This window comes from Streptomyces sp. NPDC085931 (genome assembly GCF_044540565.1).
Classification (GTDB): Bacteria; Actinomycetota; Actinomycetes; order Streptomycetales; family Streptomycetaceae; genus Streptomyces.
This window is the reverse complement of sequence record NZ_JBITSK010000006.1, coordinates 440111-455897: the sequence shown is the minus strand read 5'-3', so window position 1 is coordinate 455897 and position 15787 is coordinate 440111. Positions and strand designations below refer to the sequence as shown.

17 protein-coding genes are annotated in these 15787 nt (G+C 74.2%); 8 read left to right on the top strand and 9 right to left on the bottom strand.

Annotated features, from left to right (window positions below; all coding sequences use genetic code 11):
* Window positions 1–146: 146 nt before the first annotated feature.
* The 6 genes from ACIGAN_RS15445 to ACIGAN_RS15420 form a co-directional block, all read right to left on the bottom strand.
* Window positions 147–1397, bottom strand: a complete 1251-nt coding sequence (locus ACIGAN_RS15445) for a cytochrome P450 (RefSeq protein ID WP_399857788.1) — start codon at window positions 1395–1397, stop codon at window positions 147–149.
* Entirely contained in the window at window positions 1394–1999 is a 606-nt protein-coding gene (locus ACIGAN_RS15440) for a GTP-binding protein (RefSeq protein WP_399857785.1), read from the bottom strand. The genes ACIGAN_RS15445 and ACIGAN_RS15440 overlap by 4 nt, the downstream gene beginning before the upstream one ends.
* Window positions 1980–2351: a DUF742 domain-containing protein gene (locus ACIGAN_RS15435; RefSeq protein ID WP_365099577.1), complete on the bottom strand. Its 372-nt coding sequence runs from the start codon at window positions 2349–2351 to the stop codon at window positions 1980–1982. Before ACIGAN_RS15435 ends, ACIGAN_RS15440 begins: the two co-directional genes overlap by 20 nt.
* Entirely contained in the window at window positions 2348–2758 is a 411-nt protein-coding gene (locus ACIGAN_RS15430; RefSeq protein ID WP_365099575.1) for a roadblock/LC7 domain-containing protein, read from the bottom strand. The genes ACIGAN_RS15435 and ACIGAN_RS15430 overlap by 4 nt, the downstream gene beginning before the upstream one ends.
* Before the next feature lie 5 nt (window positions 2759–2763).
* On the bottom strand, window positions 2764–4500 hold the full coding sequence (locus ACIGAN_RS15425) for an ATP-binding protein (protein ID WP_399857781.1): 1737 nt from the start codon (window positions 4498–4500) through the stop codon (window positions 2764–2766).
* Window positions 4501–4746: 246 nt separating this feature from the next.
* Window positions 4747–5691 (bottom strand): GlxA family transcriptional regulator, encoded by a 945-nt coding sequence (locus tag ACIGAN_RS15420; protein WP_399857779.1) that lies wholly within the window; start codon window positions 5689–5691, stop codon window positions 4747–4749.
* A gap of 71 nt (window positions 5692–5762) precedes the next feature.
* Between ACIGAN_RS15420 and ACIGAN_RS15415 the strand changes: the two genes are divergently transcribed.
* From ACIGAN_RS15415 to ACIGAN_RS15400, 4 genes are all read left to right on the top strand, one after another.
* Window positions 5763–6713 (top strand): NADP-dependent oxidoreductase, encoded by a 951-nt coding sequence (locus ACIGAN_RS15415; RefSeq protein ID WP_365743514.1) that lies wholly within the window; start codon window positions 5763–5765, stop codon window positions 6711–6713.
* Window positions 6714–7211: 498 nt separating this feature from the next.
* Window positions 7212–7589: an anti-sigma factor antagonist gene (locus ACIGAN_RS15410; RefSeq protein ID WP_365099924.1), complete on the top strand. Its 378-nt coding sequence runs from the start codon at window positions 7212–7214 to the stop codon at window positions 7587–7589.
* A gap of 105 nt (window positions 7590–7694) precedes the next feature.
* The gene (locus tag ACIGAN_RS15405) at window positions 7695–8357 is read left to right on the top strand and encodes a DUF4230 domain-containing protein (protein WP_365099921.1); all 663 of its coding nucleotides are present in this window, start codon (window positions 7695–7697) and stop codon (window positions 8355–8357) included.
* 145 nt (window positions 8358–8502) lie between these two features.
* Entirely contained in the window at window positions 8503–9048 is a 546-nt protein-coding gene (locus ACIGAN_RS15400) for a VanZ family protein (protein ID WP_365743510.1), read from the top strand.
* 63 nt (window positions 9049–9111) lie between these two features.
* Here the strand turns inward: ACIGAN_RS15400 and ACIGAN_RS15395 are convergent, their stop codons facing one another.
* Genes ACIGAN_RS15395 through ACIGAN_RS15385 form a run of 3 tightly spaced genes read right to left on the bottom strand, consistent with a single transcriptional unit; the run spans window position 9112 to window position 11228 of the window.
* Complete coding sequence (locus ACIGAN_RS15395; RefSeq protein ID WP_365743508.1) at window positions 9112–9348, bottom strand: hypothetical protein; 237 nt, start codon at window positions 9346–9348, stop codon at window positions 9112–9114.
* A 43-nt stretch (window positions 9349–9391) separates the two neighbouring features.
* Window positions 9392–10408, bottom strand: coding sequence for a DNA topoisomerase IB (locus ACIGAN_RS15390; protein WP_399857773.1), 1017 nt, complete (start codon window positions 10406–10408; stop codon window positions 9392–9394).
* A 10-nt stretch (window positions 10409–10418) separates the two neighbouring features.
* A complete protein-coding gene (locus ACIGAN_RS15385; RefSeq protein WP_365098513.1) occupies window positions 10419–11228 on the bottom strand; it encodes an SDR family oxidoreductase in 810 nt (269 codons plus the stop codon).
* Window positions 11229–11352: 124 nt separating this feature from the next.
* Here ACIGAN_RS15385 and ACIGAN_RS15380 point away from each other — a divergent pair, with 124 nt between their 5' ends.
* From ACIGAN_RS15380 to ACIGAN_RS15365, 4 genes are all read left to right on the top strand, one after another.
* Window positions 11353–12381, top strand: a complete 1029-nt coding sequence (locus ACIGAN_RS15380; protein ID WP_365098515.1) for a PHP domain-containing protein — start codon at window positions 11353–11355, stop codon at window positions 12379–12381.
* Between the two features lie 38 nt (window positions 12382–12419).
* A complete protein-coding gene (locus tag ACIGAN_RS15375; protein ID WP_365098517.1) occupies window positions 12420–13088 on the top strand; it encodes an HAD family hydrolase in 669 nt (222 codons plus the stop codon).
* 31 nt (window positions 13089–13119) lie between these two features.
* A complete protein-coding gene (locus ACIGAN_RS15370; RefSeq protein WP_365098519.1) occupies window positions 13120–14409 on the top strand; it encodes an FUSC family protein in 1290 nt (429 codons plus the stop codon).
* 302 nt (window positions 14410–14711) lie between these two features.
* Entirely contained in the window at window positions 14712–15740 is a 1029-nt protein-coding gene (locus ACIGAN_RS15365; RefSeq protein WP_399857768.1) for an SDR family oxidoreductase, read from the top strand.
* Window positions 15741–15787 lie beyond the last annotated feature (47 nt).

The window sequence follows — 15787 nt, the reverse complement described above, 5'->3', positions numbered from 1 at the left end:
GCCCTCCCCCCCCCCCGCGCGGCGGCGGCTACGGGGGCCCGGGGGGCCCCCGCCGCGGGGGCGGGCGGGGGTGGGGGGCCCGCCGGGCTCCCCTTCTCAGCGGGGGGGGCCGGCCCCTGCCGCGGCGGGCCACCGCCGTCGCACGGTCAGACGGGGAACTCGACCGGCAGGCTGTCCAGCCGCGACTCCCACGTGGAGGCGGTCGAGGTGAGCTCCTTTGGAGTCACCGCGAGGACCAGCCCCGGCAGCCGGTGCAGCAGGACGTCCACGGCGATCTCGATGACGGACTGGCCGATGCTCTGCCCCGGGCACTCGTGCGGGCCCGAACTGAACGCCAGATGGGCCTGGTTGCCCTGCACCGAGACGCCCGGGTCGGGCCGGATCTCGGGGTCGGCGTTGCCCGCGGCGAGGCCCAGCACCAGCAGGTCGCCCTCCTGGATCCGGTGGCCGCCGAGTTCCAGGTCACCGGCGGCGAAGCGGCCCGGCAGCACGGCCAGCGGCGGGCTGTTCCACAGGACCTCCTCCACGACGGCGGAGATCGTCAGCTGCCCGCCGACCAGCCCGGACAGCCGGGCGGTGTCGGTGAGGATCAGCTGCAGCACCCGGGCCAGCAGGTTGCTGGTCGTGGTGTGCCCGGCGATCAGGACCAGACGCAGATGACTGACCACCTCGTCCTCGTCGAGGCCCGCCGCGTGCCCCAGCAGGGCGGTGGTGAGGTCGCCGCCCGGCTCGGTCCGCTTGCGCTCGGCGAGCCGGCCGAGGATCTCCTGGATGCGTGCGTCGTGCGCGAGGGCGTCCTCGCCGCCGCCGAGGACCTGGGCGCAGGACTCCACGAGGTCGCGCCCCTCCGCCTCGGGGAGCCCGAGGAGGCGCGAGAGCACGAGCATCGGCAGGTACTCCGCGTAGTCCCGCACGAGGTCGGCGCGTCCGGTGCCGGCGAACGCGTCGATCTGCTTGTGCGCGAAGTGGGTCGCGTGGCGCCGCACGCCCCGGGCAGCGGCGGCCTGGAGCCCGTCGGTGACCGCGCCGCGCAGCCTGCGGTGCGGTTCGCCGTCCTGGGAGACGCAGTCCGGCCGCCAGCCCAGCATCGGGATCAGCGGCGAGGTCTCCTCGATCCTGCCCTCCGCCCGGTCCCGCCAGATGCGGGCGTCCCGGCTGAACTGGCGGGGGTTGTCGAGCACCCGCCGGTTGTCCCGGTAGCCGAGCACCAGCCAGGCGGGCACGTCCCCTTCGAGCAGGACGGGGGCGACCGAGCCGTGTTCCGCGCGCAGCCGCTCGTAGACGCCCCGCGGGTCGCTCGCGGCCTCGGGGCCGTACAGGCGGGCCGGCCCGGAGCCGTGGTGGGCGACGGGGCAGCCGCCCGGGGCCGGCAGGGGGTTCTCGGGCGACGCGTTCACCGGGCCTCCAGGGCCACGGCCGGGCGTTCCTTCAGGTGGTGGATCAGGGCGACGAGGACGTCCCGGCTGGAGGCCCGGTCCCGGGCGTCGAAGGCCACGACCGGGGTGTGGCCGGGGATGTCCAGGGCGTCCCGGATCTCCTCGACCGGGTGGTGCCGGGAGTCGGGGAACATGTTCAGGGCGACGACGAAGGGCACCTCCTGGCGTTCCATCTCCTCGATCGCCCGGAAGCTGGACTCCAGCCGGCGGGTGTCCACCAGCACGATCGCGCCCAGCGCCCCCTTGAACAGCCCGTTCCACAGGAACCAGAACCGCTCCTGGCCCGGTGTGCCGAACAGGTACAGCACCAGGTCGTCGTTGAGGCCGATCTTGCCGAAGTCCAGACTGACGGTGGTCCGCGTCTTGCCGGAGACCCCGATGAGCCGGTCGACGTCCGCGGTGGCCTCGGTGAGGGTCTCCTCGGTGGTGAGCGGCTTGATGTCGCTGACCGAGCGGACCATGGTGGTCTTCCCGGTGCCGAACCCGCCGGCGATCATCACCTTCACCGAGCGGGTGCCCCCGGCCGCCGCCTCGCCGGGGCCGTCAAAGCCTTTCCAGTCCACTGAGTACCTCCTCGAGGAGCGCCAGGTCGGGCCCGCGGCCGGCGGTGTGCGCCGGGATGGGGTTACGGGCTTCGACGCGACCCGCCTCCAGCAGGTCCGACAGCAGCACCGCGAGAATGTTGAAGGGCAGCCCGAGATGGGCGCCGAGTTCGGCGACCGACAGCGGAGCGCGGCAGCGCCGGAGGATCTCCTCGTGCTCGTGCTGCATGCCCGGTAAGGGGGCGGCGCGGGCCACGACCAGGGTCGCCACGTCGAGGTCCGGCGCCGAACCGCCCGGCCCGCTGCGCCCGCCGGTGAGGACGTAGTAGCGCTCCAGACCGGGCGGGTCGGACGGCCTGCGGGGAGCACTCATCCAGAGTGCTCCTCCAGGCGCGGAGTGGTGCCGAGCAGTTCGCCCATCCTGCGGGCCAGGTCCCTCATCTGGTGCCCGAGCAGCCCCTGGTCGAGGCCCTCCCGCGCGAGGACGCCGAGGTACGTCTCGACACCGGCGCGCACCACGAAGAGATGGCCGCCGTCGACCTCGATCATCGCCAGGCGCAACTGCCCCTTGTACCGGGGGAACTGCTCGGCGACCGGCTGGGCGAGGGCCTGCAGTCCGGCCACCACGGCGGCGAAGCGGTCGATGTCGTCGGGGTCGTCGGCGCCGTAGGAGGTGATGGCCTTGCCGTCGCTGGAGGCCACCAGGGCGAAACGGATCTCCTTGATGCTCTCGACGAGATCGCGGAGCGCCCAGCTCACGTCTGTTCCCTGCTGCGTCATGAGGACTAGTCGCTCTCTTCGGTGCGGTGCTCGGTGGACTCGCGTCCGGCGGTGATGTCACGGTCGTCGGTCGTCCGCGGGGCCGTCGCGGCGTCACGTCCGGCGGTGGCGAAGGCGGCGAGACCGGAGAAGGAGGCGTCCGGCGGCACGGCCGCGACGGTGGCCCGCGCGGCCCCGCCGGCCGGCTCGGGCTGCCCGGGCACGTCCGTCCCGGCCGTCCGCCGGCCGCGGCGCCGGGGCAGTCCGCCGGGGGTGGTGTCCGCGGCGGCGCGGGCGGCCGGTGCGGGCTCGGTCGCCGTCGGCGCGAAGGCGTGTGCCGGGGCGGTCGCGGTGGTGCCGGTGACGGCCGGGGCCGGGGGGCTCGCCGCCGAGGGCAACGGGCTGAAGTACTGGTGCGGGACGACGACGACCACGGAGGTGCCGAGCCAGGGCGAGTCCGCGAAGGTGACGCGGATGCCGTAGCGGCGGGCGAGGGTGCCGACCACGCGCAGGCCGATGCTGGCGTCCTCGGTGATGCCGCCGAGGCCCGCGCCGGGCGCGGTGCCCGCGAGGGCGTGTTCGGCCTCCCGCTTCTTCTCCTCGCTCAGGCCCTTGCCGGAGTCCTGGATCTCGATGCCGACGCCGTTGGGGACCTCCCTGCCGGAGACGAGCACCGGCTCGGTGGGCGGCGAGTAGCGGGCCGCGTTGTCCAGGAGGTGGGCGAAGATCAGCGTGAGGTGGTCCACGAGGCCGCCGTCGACGCCGAGTTCGGGCAGGTGGCGTACCTGGACGCGGTGGAAGTCCTTGATCCGGCCGATGCCGCCGCGCACCACGCTCAGCAGCCGTTGCGGTTCCTGCCACTGCCGGCCGGGCCGGTCCGAGCCGCCGAGCACTCCGATGCTGGCGGCGAGCGAGTCGGCGGGACCGAGTTCCTGGTCGAGTTCCATCAGGCCGCGGGCGACGGCCGGCAGCCTGCCGTGTTCGCCCTGCATCTCGTGCAGCCGGCCGCGCAGCTTGCTGGTCAGGACGTGGATGCGGTTGCCGATGCTGATGACGGCCTGCTCGGCGGTGGTGGACCGGTCGAACTCCGCCTCCAGGCCGATCAGGGCCGTGCGCAGCACCTTGCGCAGTGCGGCCTGGAGTTCGGCGCCGACCTTGGCACACTGACCGGCCGCCGGCAGCACGTCGTCGATGGCCTCGCCGGAGCGCAGCTTCTCCATCGCGGCGGGCAGCTGCTCGTCGGCGAGCCGGGCGACCGCGGCGAGCTGGTGGGCGAGCTGCTCGCGCCAGACCTCGGCCTGGTCGGCGAGTCGGGCCTGGTAGGAGGCGGCCTGTTCGGTCAGCCGTTCCTCGTAGGCCCGGGACTGCTGGGCGAGTCGGGTCTCGTGCGCGGCGTCCTGCTCGGCCAGGCGCTGCTCGCAGGCGGCGTTCTGCTCGGCGAGCCGGGACTCGAGGGCGTCGCGCTCGGCGGCCGACCTCCGTTCCAGGCCCGCCACGTGCTGCTGCCACTGCAGGGTGTGCTCGGCCTGGCTGGTGCGGAACGAGCTCTCGGTGCGCTGCAGTTGTGCGCGGGTGCGCAGCAGCAGACGGACGCACACGGTGCCGGCGGCCGTCGCCGCGGCTCCGGCGACGGCCACGGTCACGCGCTCCGAGCCCATGAACGTGGCGGCGACCGTCCCGCCGCCCAGGCCCAGCGGCATCAGCCACCAGCTGTACCGGGCGACAGGTGCCCGCGCCGCCGGTGGCGGAGTGGCGAGTTCCATCTGCATCCTTCGAGCAACACGATCGAACGGGGGGGAATGGGTGGATGGCACTCATGCGTACGCACGGCGAGCCGACCGGACGCGATCGCGAACTCGCAGCACCGATCGGAACCTTATCGGTTCCGAACCCGAAAGGATCAACCTCGGCCCCCGCCGGACGTGAGGGTTCCGTCACGCTCCGAGGAAAGGCGACGGGTCGTCACATACCCTTGCGCAGCAGGAAAGTTGGGAAGGCCGCCGCCGGGTTCAGCGGGCGGTCTGGAAGGTACGGCGGTAGGCCTGCGGGGAGACCCCGATCGCCGCGTGCAGATGCTGGCGCAGGGAGGCTCCGGTCGCGAAGCCGACCCTGCCGGCGATCTGGTCCACCGTCAGGTCGCTGGACTCCAGCAGGTGCCGGGCCCGCACGACGCGCTGCTGGATGAGCCAGCGGCCGGGGCTGAGCCCCACCTCGTCGTGGAAGCGGCGAGCGAAGGTGCGCTGGCTCATCCGGGCGTGACCGGCGAGATCGGCCAGGGTGAGCGGCTCGCCGAGGCGTTCCAGGGCCCAGGCGCGGGTGGCGGCGGTGCTCGCGGCGCCCTCCTCGGGGACGGGCTGCTCGATGTACTGGGCCTGGCCGCCGTCGCGGAACGGCGGGACGACACAGCGGCGCGCGACGCTGTTGGCCAGCCCGCTGCCGTGGTCCTTGCGCACGAGGTGGAGGCAGACGTCCACGCCGGAGGCGGCTCCGGCCGAGGTGAGGAACGGGTGGTCGTCGACGAAGAGGACGTCCGGGTCGAGGTCGACGCGCGGGAACATCTGCCGGAACCGGTCGGCGACCTGCCAGTGGGTGGTGGCCCGGCGCCCGTCGAGGAACCCGGCGGCGGCCAGGACGAAGGCACCGGTGCAGATGGAGACGATGCGCGCGCCGGGGCGGATCAGCGCGAGGGCGGCCAGGACCGCCTCGGGCACCTCCTCGGTGAGGTGGGCGGGCGCGACCGGGGCGATCACGACCGTGCGGGCCGTGGCCAGGATCTCGGGGCCGTGCTCCACGGTGACGCCGAAGTCGGCGTTGGTGCGTACCGGGCCGCCGTCGACCGAGCAGGTCAGCACCTCGTACCGGCCGTCGGCGGCGCCGAGGATCCGGCTGGGGATGCCCAGCTCGAAGGGGTAGACGCCGTCCAGGGCCAGTACGGCCACGCGCTCGGGTTGCATGGCACGATTCTATCGAATGTTGGCAATCTTGCCATTGGCGGACGGGGGGCGACCGGGCACGCTGGATCACCATGAGCACACAGAACACGATGCGAGCCGTCAGCCAGGACGTCCTCGGCGGTCCCGAGGTCCTGAAGGAAGTCGAGATCGAGCGGCCGGTGCCGCGGGCGAACCAGGTACTGGTCCGGGTGCGGGCCGCCGGGGTCAATCCGACCGACTGGAAGCACCGGGCGACCGGCGGGTTCCTGGGCGAGCCGCCGTTCGTCCTCGGCTGGGACGTCTCCGGCGTGGTGGAGGCCGTCGGGATCGGAGTGGCGGCGTTCGCACCGGGCGACGAGGTCTTCGGGATGCTGCCGTACCCGTACGGCCACGGCTCGCACGCCGAGTACGTCATCGCGCCGGTGCGGGCCCTGGCGCGCAAGCCGGCCGGGATCGACCACGTCCAGGCGGGTGCGCTGCCGCTGGTCTCGCTGACCGCGTGGCAGGCGCTCACCGAGCACGCGGACGTGCGGCCCGGGCAGCGGGTGCTGATCCACGCCGCCGCGGGCGGGGTCGGGCACGTGGCCGTCCAGATCGCCAAGGAGCGCGGGGCGTACGTGATCGGCACGGCGAGCGCGGGCAAGCACGACTTCCTGCGCGAGCTCGGTGCGGACGAGACGGTGGACTACCGGGAGACGGACTTCGCGGAGGCGGTGAAGGACGTCGACGTCGTGCTGGACACGATCGGCGGCGACACGTCCCTGCGCTCGCTGCGCGTGCTGCGGCCCGGCGGCGTGGTGGTCTCGATCCTGCCGGGCGGCTCGGACGAGTTCTACGAGGAGGCCGAGCGGCTCGGGGTCAGGGCGCTGCGCATGCTGGTGGACGCCGACCGCACGGGCATGGAGGCGATCGCACGACTCGCCGAGGCGGGCACGCTCCGCGCCACGATCGCGGGCACCTTCCCGCTGGCGGCGGCGGCCGAGGCCCACACCCAGGGCGACACGGGCCGCACGACGGGGAAGCTGGTGCTGGTCACCGACTGACCGAACGACCACGACGGCGGGCCCTCCCGGGCCCTCCCGGGAGGGCCCGGGAGGGCCCGCCGAACGGGAGGGCCCGCCGAACGGGAGGGCCCGCCGAACGGGAGGGCCCGCCGAACGGGGACCGCCCGGGCAGCGGACGGGCAGGCGGGTCGGGCTTCAGCCCGCGCGTTCGGCCGGGGCCGCCCGCCGACTGCTGCGCGGCACGCCCGCCCCCGGCCTTGAGCCGCACGGCCCACCGAGCCGAGGAGCTTCCGTCCGGCTCTCGTGACGACCTGGCACGCCTTGTCCTGGCACGTCACTCGCGCCCCGTGACGCGCCCGCGCTCACGACCGCGTGCGCCCCCGCGCGAACCTCGGCCAACTCGCCTGTAATTCAAAGACATATGTCAATCGAACATGCTCAGATTCACTCGATGGAGGGTAACTTGCAGGGCGGGGACCGGTCGTGAGGACCGACGCTCCCTCCCCACGCACGGAGCAGGCTGGAGGCGATCTCGTCGTGCGGCAGGAACCTGCACCGCTCACCCGGCATCTGCGCGTCCGCCAGGAACGGGGGCACACGGTGCTGGAGTTCCGCGGCGAGATCGATCTCGCCGCGGCCACGGAGATCGCCCCGCACCTGGACCGGGAGACCGACCGCCCCGCCGCCCGGGTGGTGCTCGACCTCAGCCGGATCGAGTTCTTCGACTGCTCGGGCCTGCGGCTGCTGTACCGGGCCCGCAGCCGGGTGCTCGACCGGCACGGCTCCCTGCTGCTGGTCTGCTCCCACCCGCTGACCCTGCGCGTGCTGCGGATCACCGGCCTGTCCCGGCTGCTGCCGCCGCACCCGACCCTGCGCGCGGCGCTGGAGCAGCCCCAGGTCACGCCCCGCCCCTGACGGGTGTGCGCCCGGCGCGCCCGCGCCGGGGTCGCCGAATCCTCAACTCGTCGGTCTGGCCCGGGACGTGGTGGGCATGTGGTGTGTAGGAAGGAGGGCCGTCGCATGCCGACTCCCGTCAAGCGCCTCCCCAGGCGCATGCCCGGCTGGGCCAAGGTGGTGGCCGCGCTCGTGGTGGTGCTCGCCGTGTTCTTCGCCGGGCTCCGGCTGAGCGTGATCCCGGGCCTGAAGGACCTGTTCGGCACCGAGACCCACGACCGGTCCGGCCCCGCGCTGCTGAAGTCCATCCAGGACATCAGCCGTTACGACGCCGCCTCCGGCAACTTCCAGGTCGTCGTCGACCTGGAGAAGGACGCGAAGTTCCTCCCGGACGCGATCCGCGGCACCCGCACCCTGTACGTCGGCGCGGGCACCGTCGACGCCTACGTCGACCTGGGCAAGGTCGGCGAGAACGACGTGCAGGTCAACGAGGACCGCACGGCCGCCACGCTCCGGCTGCCCCACGCCCGGCTCGGCAAGCCGGCTCTCGATCCCGACCGCTCCTACGCCGTGTCCAAGCAGCGCGGCCTGTTCGACCGGCTCGGCGACCTCTTCTCGGACAATCCCAACGGCGAGCAGGCCGTGCAGCAGCTGGCGGTGCGGCACATCGGCGACGCGGCGAAGGAGAGCGAGCTGACCGCGCGCGCCGAGTCGAACACCACCGGCATGCTCGAGGGCTTGCTGCGCTCCCTGGGCTTCAAGGACGTACGCGTCTCGTACGGAAGCTGACGGGCCCCGCGAACCCCCGGAGCGCTCCGGGGAGTGCTCCGGGGGAAGGCGGGAATGCGGTGAGCGGGACCGGAAGCGGCGGCATCGCCGGCGTTTCCGGGGGTAACCGCCGTAGCACGCAGGGAAGTTGACGACTGGAGGACACATGGCCGGTGCAGCCGCACGACTCCGTGGCGCGGGGTCCCGTAGCGAGAGGTCCCGGAGCGAGCGCCGTCCGCTTCCGTGGCCCGTCCGGCTGCTGGCGACGCTGTGCGCCTTCGCGTTCATGGTCGCCTTCGCCGTGGTGCTGGCGCGGCTGACCCTGCAGCCCTCGCCCGCCTCGGAGGCGCTGACGCACACCAACCTGCGGCCGGGCGACTCGCTCAGGGCCTACCTCGACCAGCCCGCGCTGCGCGACGCCGTCAAGCAGATCGGCGGCAACATCCTGCTGGGCGTCCCCTTCGGCGTCCTGGTCCCCGTGGTCGCGCCCCGCACCCGCGGCATCCTGCGCGTGCTGCTGCTGACGGCCGTGGTGATGCTGCTGGTGGAGTTCGCCCAGGGCGCCCTGGTGACGGGCCGCGCCTTCGACATCGACGACGTCATCCTCAACACGACCGGCGCCCTGATCGGCTACCTGCTCCTGGGCCGCCGCCTCAGCCGCGCGGTACACGCCCGCAAGCCCCGCCCGGAGAAGACACCGGCACAGAGCTGACCCCCGGGCCGTGCGGCGCCCCGGGCAGCCCGGACCGCCGGGCTGCCCGGGGCGCCGGACGGCCTAGTGCACCGCCCACGTGAACTTGTCGCCGCCCACCCAGCGGACCACGTCCGGGTCGTCCAGGTCGTGGACCGTGATGCCGAACGCGGCCGCCGCCGCGAGGACGTCCGTGACGGCCTTGGCCTCTCCGACCACCTGGCCGTCGATTTCCACGATCCGGAACGGCGGTGTGCCCGGCTGCACCCCGAGCACCATGATCCGCGGGTGGGCCATGTACGGGCTCGCGCTTTCGGTCATGCATCGAGCGTAGAGCGGAACCGGCCGGAGCGCGGGTCGTGCGTCAGCGGTCGAGCAGGTCCAGCACGGCCGCCTCGACGGCCCCCTGGGTGGCCGGACGCCCGAAGTCACCGTGCTCCCCCAGCCGCGTGAGCGCGGGTGCGATGGTCCGCCCCTGCTCGAACAGCTCGAAGACGCGCGGGTCGATGTAGGAGGCGCGGCACACCGCCGGGGTGTTGCCGAGATAGTGGCTGACCTCGCGCACGGCCCGCGTGGCCTGCCGGCGCCGGGCCGCGGCCGTCTCGCGGGCGGCCTCGGGGATGACGGCGAGCGCCACGGCGGCGAGGACCGTGGCGTGCCAGGTGCGGAAGTCCTTGGCCGTGATGTCCACGCCGGACAGCCGGCGCAGCGCCTCGTTCAGGTCGGCGCCGTGCAGCTCGTGCCAGGTCCGCCCCTCCCAGTACGCGAGCAGCCGCTCCCCCGGCTTGCGGCGGCGCAGCAGGGCCCGTACGACCGCGTGTGCCTGGTCGTCGACGAGGGCCCGGACGAGGTCGATGCCGCCCTTGGCCGGGTAGGCGAAGGCGATCTCGCCCCGGCCGCAGGTGACGTGCTCGCGCAGCATCGTCGTCAGGCCGTAGGTGCCGTTGTCGCGGGTGTGCCGGTCGCTGCCGATGCGGAAGAAGCCGAGGTCCAGCAGGCGTACCGCGCAGGCGGTGACGCGGGCCCGGCTCAGGCCGCGCCCGGCGAGGTCGGAGTCGACGCGGGCGCGCAGTTCCGGCAGCGTGCGCGCGACCTCGCGGACGTGCTCGTGCTTGGCCTGCTCCCGCTTGGCGCGGAACGCCTCGTGGTACAGGTACTGCCGGCGTCCGGCGTCGTCGGTGCCGACGGCCTGGAGGTGGCCGTTCGCACGGCGGCAGATCCACACGTCGCGCCAGGCGGGCGGGATGACCAGGGCCTTGATCCGGGCGAGGTGCTCGCGGTCGGTCAGCGCCCGGCCGTCGGCGTCCAGGTAGCGGAAGCCGCGCCCGTGGCGGACGCGGCGGAATCCGGGCTCGTCGCAGGAGCTGGTGCGCAGTCTCACCGCGGCCCGCTCACGGCCGTCGCCAGTCGTGGCTCGCCAGGTGGGAGCCGGCCTGCGGTCCCATCCGCAGCATGCCGCCGTCGACGCTCCAGGAGGCTCCCGTGACGTACGAGGCGTCGGGGCCGGCGAGGAAGGCGATGACGGCGGCGACCTCCCGTGCGTCGCCCGGCCGGCCCAGCGGCACGCCGGGACGGCTCTCGGTGTGCGGGTCGGTGTCCTCCTGCCCGGTCATGGGCGTGGAGATCTCGCCGGGCGCCACGGCGTTGACGGTGATGCCGTACTCGGCGAGTTCCAGGGCCATGACCTGGGTGAGCAGCCCGAGGCCGCCCTTGGCGGCGCAGTAGGGGGCGGCGCCCACGCGCGGCTGGTGCTCGTGCACGGAGGTCACGTTGACGATCCGCCCGCCGTCCCCCTGCCGGATCATGTGCCGCGCCGCCTTCTGGCCGCACAGGAACGGCCCGACGAGGTCGACGTCGAGCACCTCGCGCACCGTGGACAGCTCCAGGTCCAGAAAGGGCGTCATGGTGCCCGTGCCGGCGTTGTTGACCAGCACGTCGAGGCGGCCGAGGCGTGCGCACAGCTCGTCGACCGCGTCGGCGGCGCCGGGCAGCCGGGTGAGGTCCATCCGGGCGACCTCGGCCCGCCGTCCGTGCGAGCGGACCTCCTCGGCCGTCTCCTGCGCGCCCTTCTCGTCGCTGTGCCAGGTGATGCCGACGTCCAGGCCGGCACGGGCCAGGCGCACGGCCGTGGCCCGGCCGATGCCGGAGTCGGCGCCGGTGATCACGGCGACCTGGTCGCGGGGCGCGGTGGGGGCGGACATCACAGGCCTCCTCGTCGGAGCGGGCGGGACGAGGCATCGCAGTACCCGGGTGGGTACGGGGCAAACCGGCCGCTCGGCCGTGCGGCCCGGCGGACGCTGGGGAACTCTTGAGGTGGAGGTGGCGATGGACCCCGTCGAGGCACTGGACCGGATCGCCTTCCTGCTGGAGCGGTCCCTGGCACCCACGTACCGCGTGCGCGCCTTCCGTACGGCGTCCCGGGTGCTCAGGGAGCTGGGCGGGGACGAGGTGCGCCGGCGGGCGGCGGACGGTTCGCTGGAGCGGCTCAAGGGGGTCGGCCCGAAGACCGCGCAGGTGGCGCGGGAGGCGCTGGCGGGGCAGGTGCCGGGCTATCTGGAGAAGCTGGAGGCCGAGGCGCAGGAGCCGCCGGCCGTGCGGGGCGGACAGGAGCTGCGGGCCCGCCTGCGCGGGGACTGCCATCTGCACTCCGACTGGTCCGACGGCGGCAGCCCGATCGAGGAGATGGGCCGGGCCGCGGCGGCGCTCGGGCACGAGTGGGCGGTGCTGACCGACCACTCGCCGCGGCTGACGGTGGCCCGCGGCCTGTCGCCCGAGCGGCTGCGCGAGCAGCTGGACGTGGTGGCGGGACTCAACGAGACCTGGGCGCCGTTCCGACTGCTCACCGGCATCGAGTGCGACATCCTGGAGGACGGCTCGCTCGACCAGGAGCCACAGCTGCTGGAGCGGCTCGACGTCGTGGTGGTGTCGGTGCACTCCAAGCTGCGCATGGACGCCCGCTCGATGACCCGGCGGATGGTGGCCGCCGTGCGCAATCCCCACGCGGACGTGCTCGGGCACTGCACGGGCCGGCTGCTGACCGGGCGGGGGCGGCCGGAGTCGGAGTTCGACGCGGACGAGGTGTTCGCGGCCCTCGCGGAGACCGGCACGGCCCTGGAGATCAACAGCAGGCCGGAGCGGCTCGACCCGCCGCGGCGGCTGCTGCGCCGAGCGGTGGAGGCGGGGGTGCTGTTCTCCGTCGACACCGACGCGCACGCGCCGGGGCAGCTGGACTGGCAGATCAACGGCTGCGCGCGGGCGGAGGAGTGCGGGGTGCCGCCCGAGCGGGTGGTGACGACGTGGTCCCTCGACGACCTGCTGGCCTGGACCCGCGAGCGGCGCGTGCCGTCGGGCTGACGTGGTACTCGCGCGGCCGAGAGGAAGGAACGGAACCCATGGAACGCGCGGCCGTGTTCGACGTCGACGGCACCCTGGTCGACACCAACCATCTGCATGTCGTCGCCTGGTGGGAGGCCTTCCGGCAGGCGGGCCGTCAGGTGCCGATGCATGCCGTCCACCGGGCGGTGGGCCTGCCGGGCGGCGACCTCGTCGCCCATCTGCTCGGCGACGACCGGGACGAGGACCAGGACGCGGCGATCAGCGCCGGGCACAAGGCGCTGTACGGGCAGTACTTCGACCGGCTGCCGGCGTTGCCGCGCGCCGGTGAGCTGCTGCGGCGGCTGCACGGCGACGGCTGGGCGGTGGTGCTGGCGACCTCGGCGGGCGGCGCCGAGCTGAGCGCGCTGCGCCGGGCGATCGACGCGGACGACGCCATCACCGCCACGGCCAGTGCCGACGACGTCGACGCCGGCAAGCCCGCGCCCGAGCCGGTGGAGCACGCCCTGGAACTGGCCGGGGTGCCTGCGGAGCGGGCGGTGTTCGTCGGGGACACCGTGTGGGACATGCGCGCGGGCAGCAGGGCCGGGGTGCGCTGTGTGGGCGTGCTGTGCGGCGGCATCCCGCGCGCGGACCTGGAGGAGGCCGGCGCGGACGCGGTCTACGCCGACCCGGAGCACCTGCTGTCGGCCCTCGACAGCAGCCCGCTGGCCCGGCCCGGGGGGTGAAACCCGCGGTCGGCCGGATACCCGCATGCGCATGACGCGTGTGACGAGTGGGGAACGGCGGCGGGCGGGTGCCCTCCGCCGACGCAGGGACCGGGACACGACGGCGGCGGTGACGGCCCCGCGGCGGATACGGAACCTGGAGCACGGGATCCGTGCGGTGCAGCCGGTGGACGCCGTACGGCGGGAGACCCGGGCCGCCCGGGACGCGATTCGGGCGGCCTGGCGGGGCCCGGGCCGGGAACGGGATCTGGTCGTCCAGTCGCTCAAGGCGGCGGTCGCGGCCGTGATCGCCTGGCTGGTGGGCGGCGTCTGGATGGACGACCCGCTGGCGCTGATGGCGCCCTGGGTGGCGCTGGTGCTGGTGCAGGCCACCGTCTACAGCTCGCTCGTGACGGGCGCCCGGCAGTTCGGCGCGATCTGCGTCGGCACGCTGCTCGCCTCGGCCGCGCAGGCCGTCACCGGCGACACCACCTGGGCGCTCGCCCTGTCCGTGCCGGTGCTGATGCTGCTCGCGAACTGGCCCCGCTTCGGCGACCAGGGCATCTACGCGGCGACCACCGCCCTGTTCACCCTCGCCGCGGGCACCGTGAGCCTGTCCGGCGTCGGGCACCGGGTGGGGCAGGCCGCGCTCGGCGCCGTCATCGGCGTCGCCGTGAACGCGCTGATCCTGCCGCCGATCCATCTGCGCGACGTACGGGAGAACCTGGCGGCGCTCGCCCGGGAGGTCGGCGACGTGCTGCACACGGTCGCCGCCGACCTGCGCGACGGCGACTGGGACGCGCAGACCGCCACCGGCTGGCTCGGCGCCTCGGCCGGGCTGGAGCGCCGGCTGGAGGCCCTGCACTCGGCGCGCCGGTGGAGCCAGGAGAGCCTGCGCCTGACCTACGCGCCCCTGCGCGCCCTGCACCGCGTGCCGCACGGGACCGCCCTGCCGCCGGTGGCGGAGGACGAGCGGTTCGGCCGTGTCACCGGGCACGTCGGCGCGCTGATCCGGGCCCTGGCGGTGTCCGTGGACGACAACCGCACCCCCGCGCCGCCCGAGGGCCGGGCCCTGCGGTCGTACGCGCGGATGCTGGAGCTGATCGGGGACGCCTGCCGGGCCCAGGCGGAGAGCCTGCGCGAGGGCAGCCTGCGCGGCCGGCCGGACGAGGAGACCGAGAAGACGTTGCGGGAACTGCACGAGGAGCTGCAGGACAAGCTGCGCGCGCACGCCCGGGAGGGCGCCGCGCACACGGCGGTGCTCGGCACGCTGCTGCTGCAGGCGGAGAACCTCTGGGCGGAGACCATGCCGGAGGCCGTGCCCGACGGTGAAGGGCAGTGACGCACCTCACGCGGTGGAGCGGGCGCACGCGGAACACCCGAAGGTAGTTCGCCGTTGAACCACACGTGGGTGCGGACGGGACAGTGTCCCCGGGCCTCACCATTCGCCCACAGGGACGATCGTTCGGCTGAAGCCCTGTGGAGCCCCTCGCCGAGAGGCGACCGCCGTCCGTGCCCACGCCTGAGCCGCCCCGGCCGTGATTCCCCCGTCGCGGCCGGGGCTTCCTTCTGCCCACGTGCAATCGCGCCCACCCGGGTACTCGGTGGTCTCTCGCGGAACGACACGGCCGAGAGGAGCCAGAGGTGAGCAGCGCAACGGGCATGAGGGTGGTCGTCACGGGCGCCACGGGCAACGTGGGCACGAGCGTGGTGCGTCTCCTCTCCGAGGATCCCGACGTCGGGTCCGTGCTGGGCCTGGCCCGGCGGCTCCCCGACTGGTCGCCGCCGAAGACGGACTGGGACGCGGTCGACCTGGCCGCCGAGCGGTCCGGGCTGGTGGAGCGGTTCCGGGGCGCCGACGCGGTCGTCCATCTGGCCTGGGCGTTCCAGCCGACGCACGACCCGGCGGCGACCTGGCGCACCAATGTGCTCGGCAGCATGCGGGTGTTCGAGGCGGTGGCCGAGGCCGGGGTGCCGGCACTGGTGCACGCCTCGTCGGTCGGCGCGTACTCCCCCGGTCCGAAGGACGAGGCGGTGGACGAGTCGTGGCCGACGCACGGCTGGCCGGACGCCGCGTACTGCCGGGAGAAGGCCTATCTGGAACGGGCGCTGGACACGTTCGAGCGGGATCACCCCGGGACGCGCGTGGTGCGGATGCGTCCCGCGTTCCTGTTCAAGTGGGAGTCCGCGAGCGAGCAGCACCGCATTTTCGGCGGCAGGTTCCTGCCGGGCCCGCTGGCCCGTCCGGAGCTGCTGCCCTTCCTGCCCGACGTTCCGGGGCTGCGGGTGCAGGCTCTGCACACGGACGACGCGGCCCGGGCCTACCGGCTGGCCGTGCACCGGGACGTGCGCGGGCCCTTCAACCTGGCCGCCGATCCGGCGGTCGACGCGCGGCTGCTGGGCGAGATGCTCGGGGCGCGGCCGGTGCGGCTGCCGCGCACGGCGGCCCGGTCGGCGATCGCGGCCGCCTGGGGGCTGCACCTGCTGCCCGCCTCGCCGCACCTGTTCGACGCGGTGCTGCGGCTGCCCCTGATGGACTCCGGCCGGGCCCGCACCGAGCTGGGCTGGGAGCCGGAGCGCACGGCGACGGAGGTGCTCCGCGAGTTCTTCGAGGGCCTGCAGCAGGGCGGCGGAGCCCGGACGGAACCGCTGCGCGGCCGCAAGGTGGGCTGACAGCACAACACCGTCGGGCACCGCGCGGTCCCTGCTCGCCAACACGC

Coding starts and splice junctions, on each gene's coding strand:
- ACIGAN_RS15420 (WP_399857779.1), bottom strand. CDS start 5,691: ATGCAACCCGAGCGCGTGGCCGTACTGGCCCTGGACGGCGTCTACCCC.
- ACIGAN_RS15385 (WP_365098513.1), bottom strand. CDS start 11,228: ATGTCCGCCCCCACCGCGCCCCGCGACCAGGTCGCCGTGATCACCGGC.
- ACIGAN_RS15380 (WP_365098515.1), top strand. CDS start 11,353: ATGGACCCCGTCGAGGCACTGGACCGGATCGCCTTCCTGCTGGAGCGG.
- ACIGAN_RS15375 (WP_365098517.1), top strand. CDS start 12,420: ATGGAACGCGCGGCCGTGTTCGACGTCGACGGCACCCTGGTCGACACC.
- ACIGAN_RS15425 (WP_399857781.1), bottom strand. CDS start 4,500: ATGGAACTCGCCACTCCGCCACCGGCGGCGCGGGCACCTGTCGCCCGG.
- ACIGAN_RS15435 (WP_365099577.1), bottom strand. CDS start 2,351: ATGAGTGCTCCCCGCAGGCCGTCCGACCCGCCCGGTCTGGAGCGCTAC.
- ACIGAN_RS15430 (WP_365099575.1), bottom strand. CDS start 2,758: ATGACGCAGCAGGGAACAGACGTGAGCTGGGCGCTCCGCGATCTCGTC.
- ACIGAN_RS15370 (WP_365098519.1), top strand. CDS start 13,120: ATGACGCGTGTGACGAGTGGGGAACGGCGGCGGGCGGGTGCCCTCCGC.
- ACIGAN_RS15395 (WP_365743508.1), bottom strand. CDS start 9,348: ATGACCGAAAGCGCGAGCCCGTACATGGCCCACCCGCGGATCATGGTG.
- ACIGAN_RS15405 (WP_365099921.1), top strand. CDS start 7,695: ATGCCGACTCCCGTCAAGCGCCTCCCCAGGCGCATGCCCGGCTGGGCC.
- ACIGAN_RS15415 (WP_365743514.1), top strand. CDS start 5,763: ATGAGCACACAGAACACGATGCGAGCCGTCAGCCAGGACGTCCTCGGC.
- ACIGAN_RS15400 (WP_365743510.1), top strand. CDS start 8,503: ATGGCCGGTGCAGCCGCACGACTCCGTGGCGCGGGGTCCCGTAGCGAG.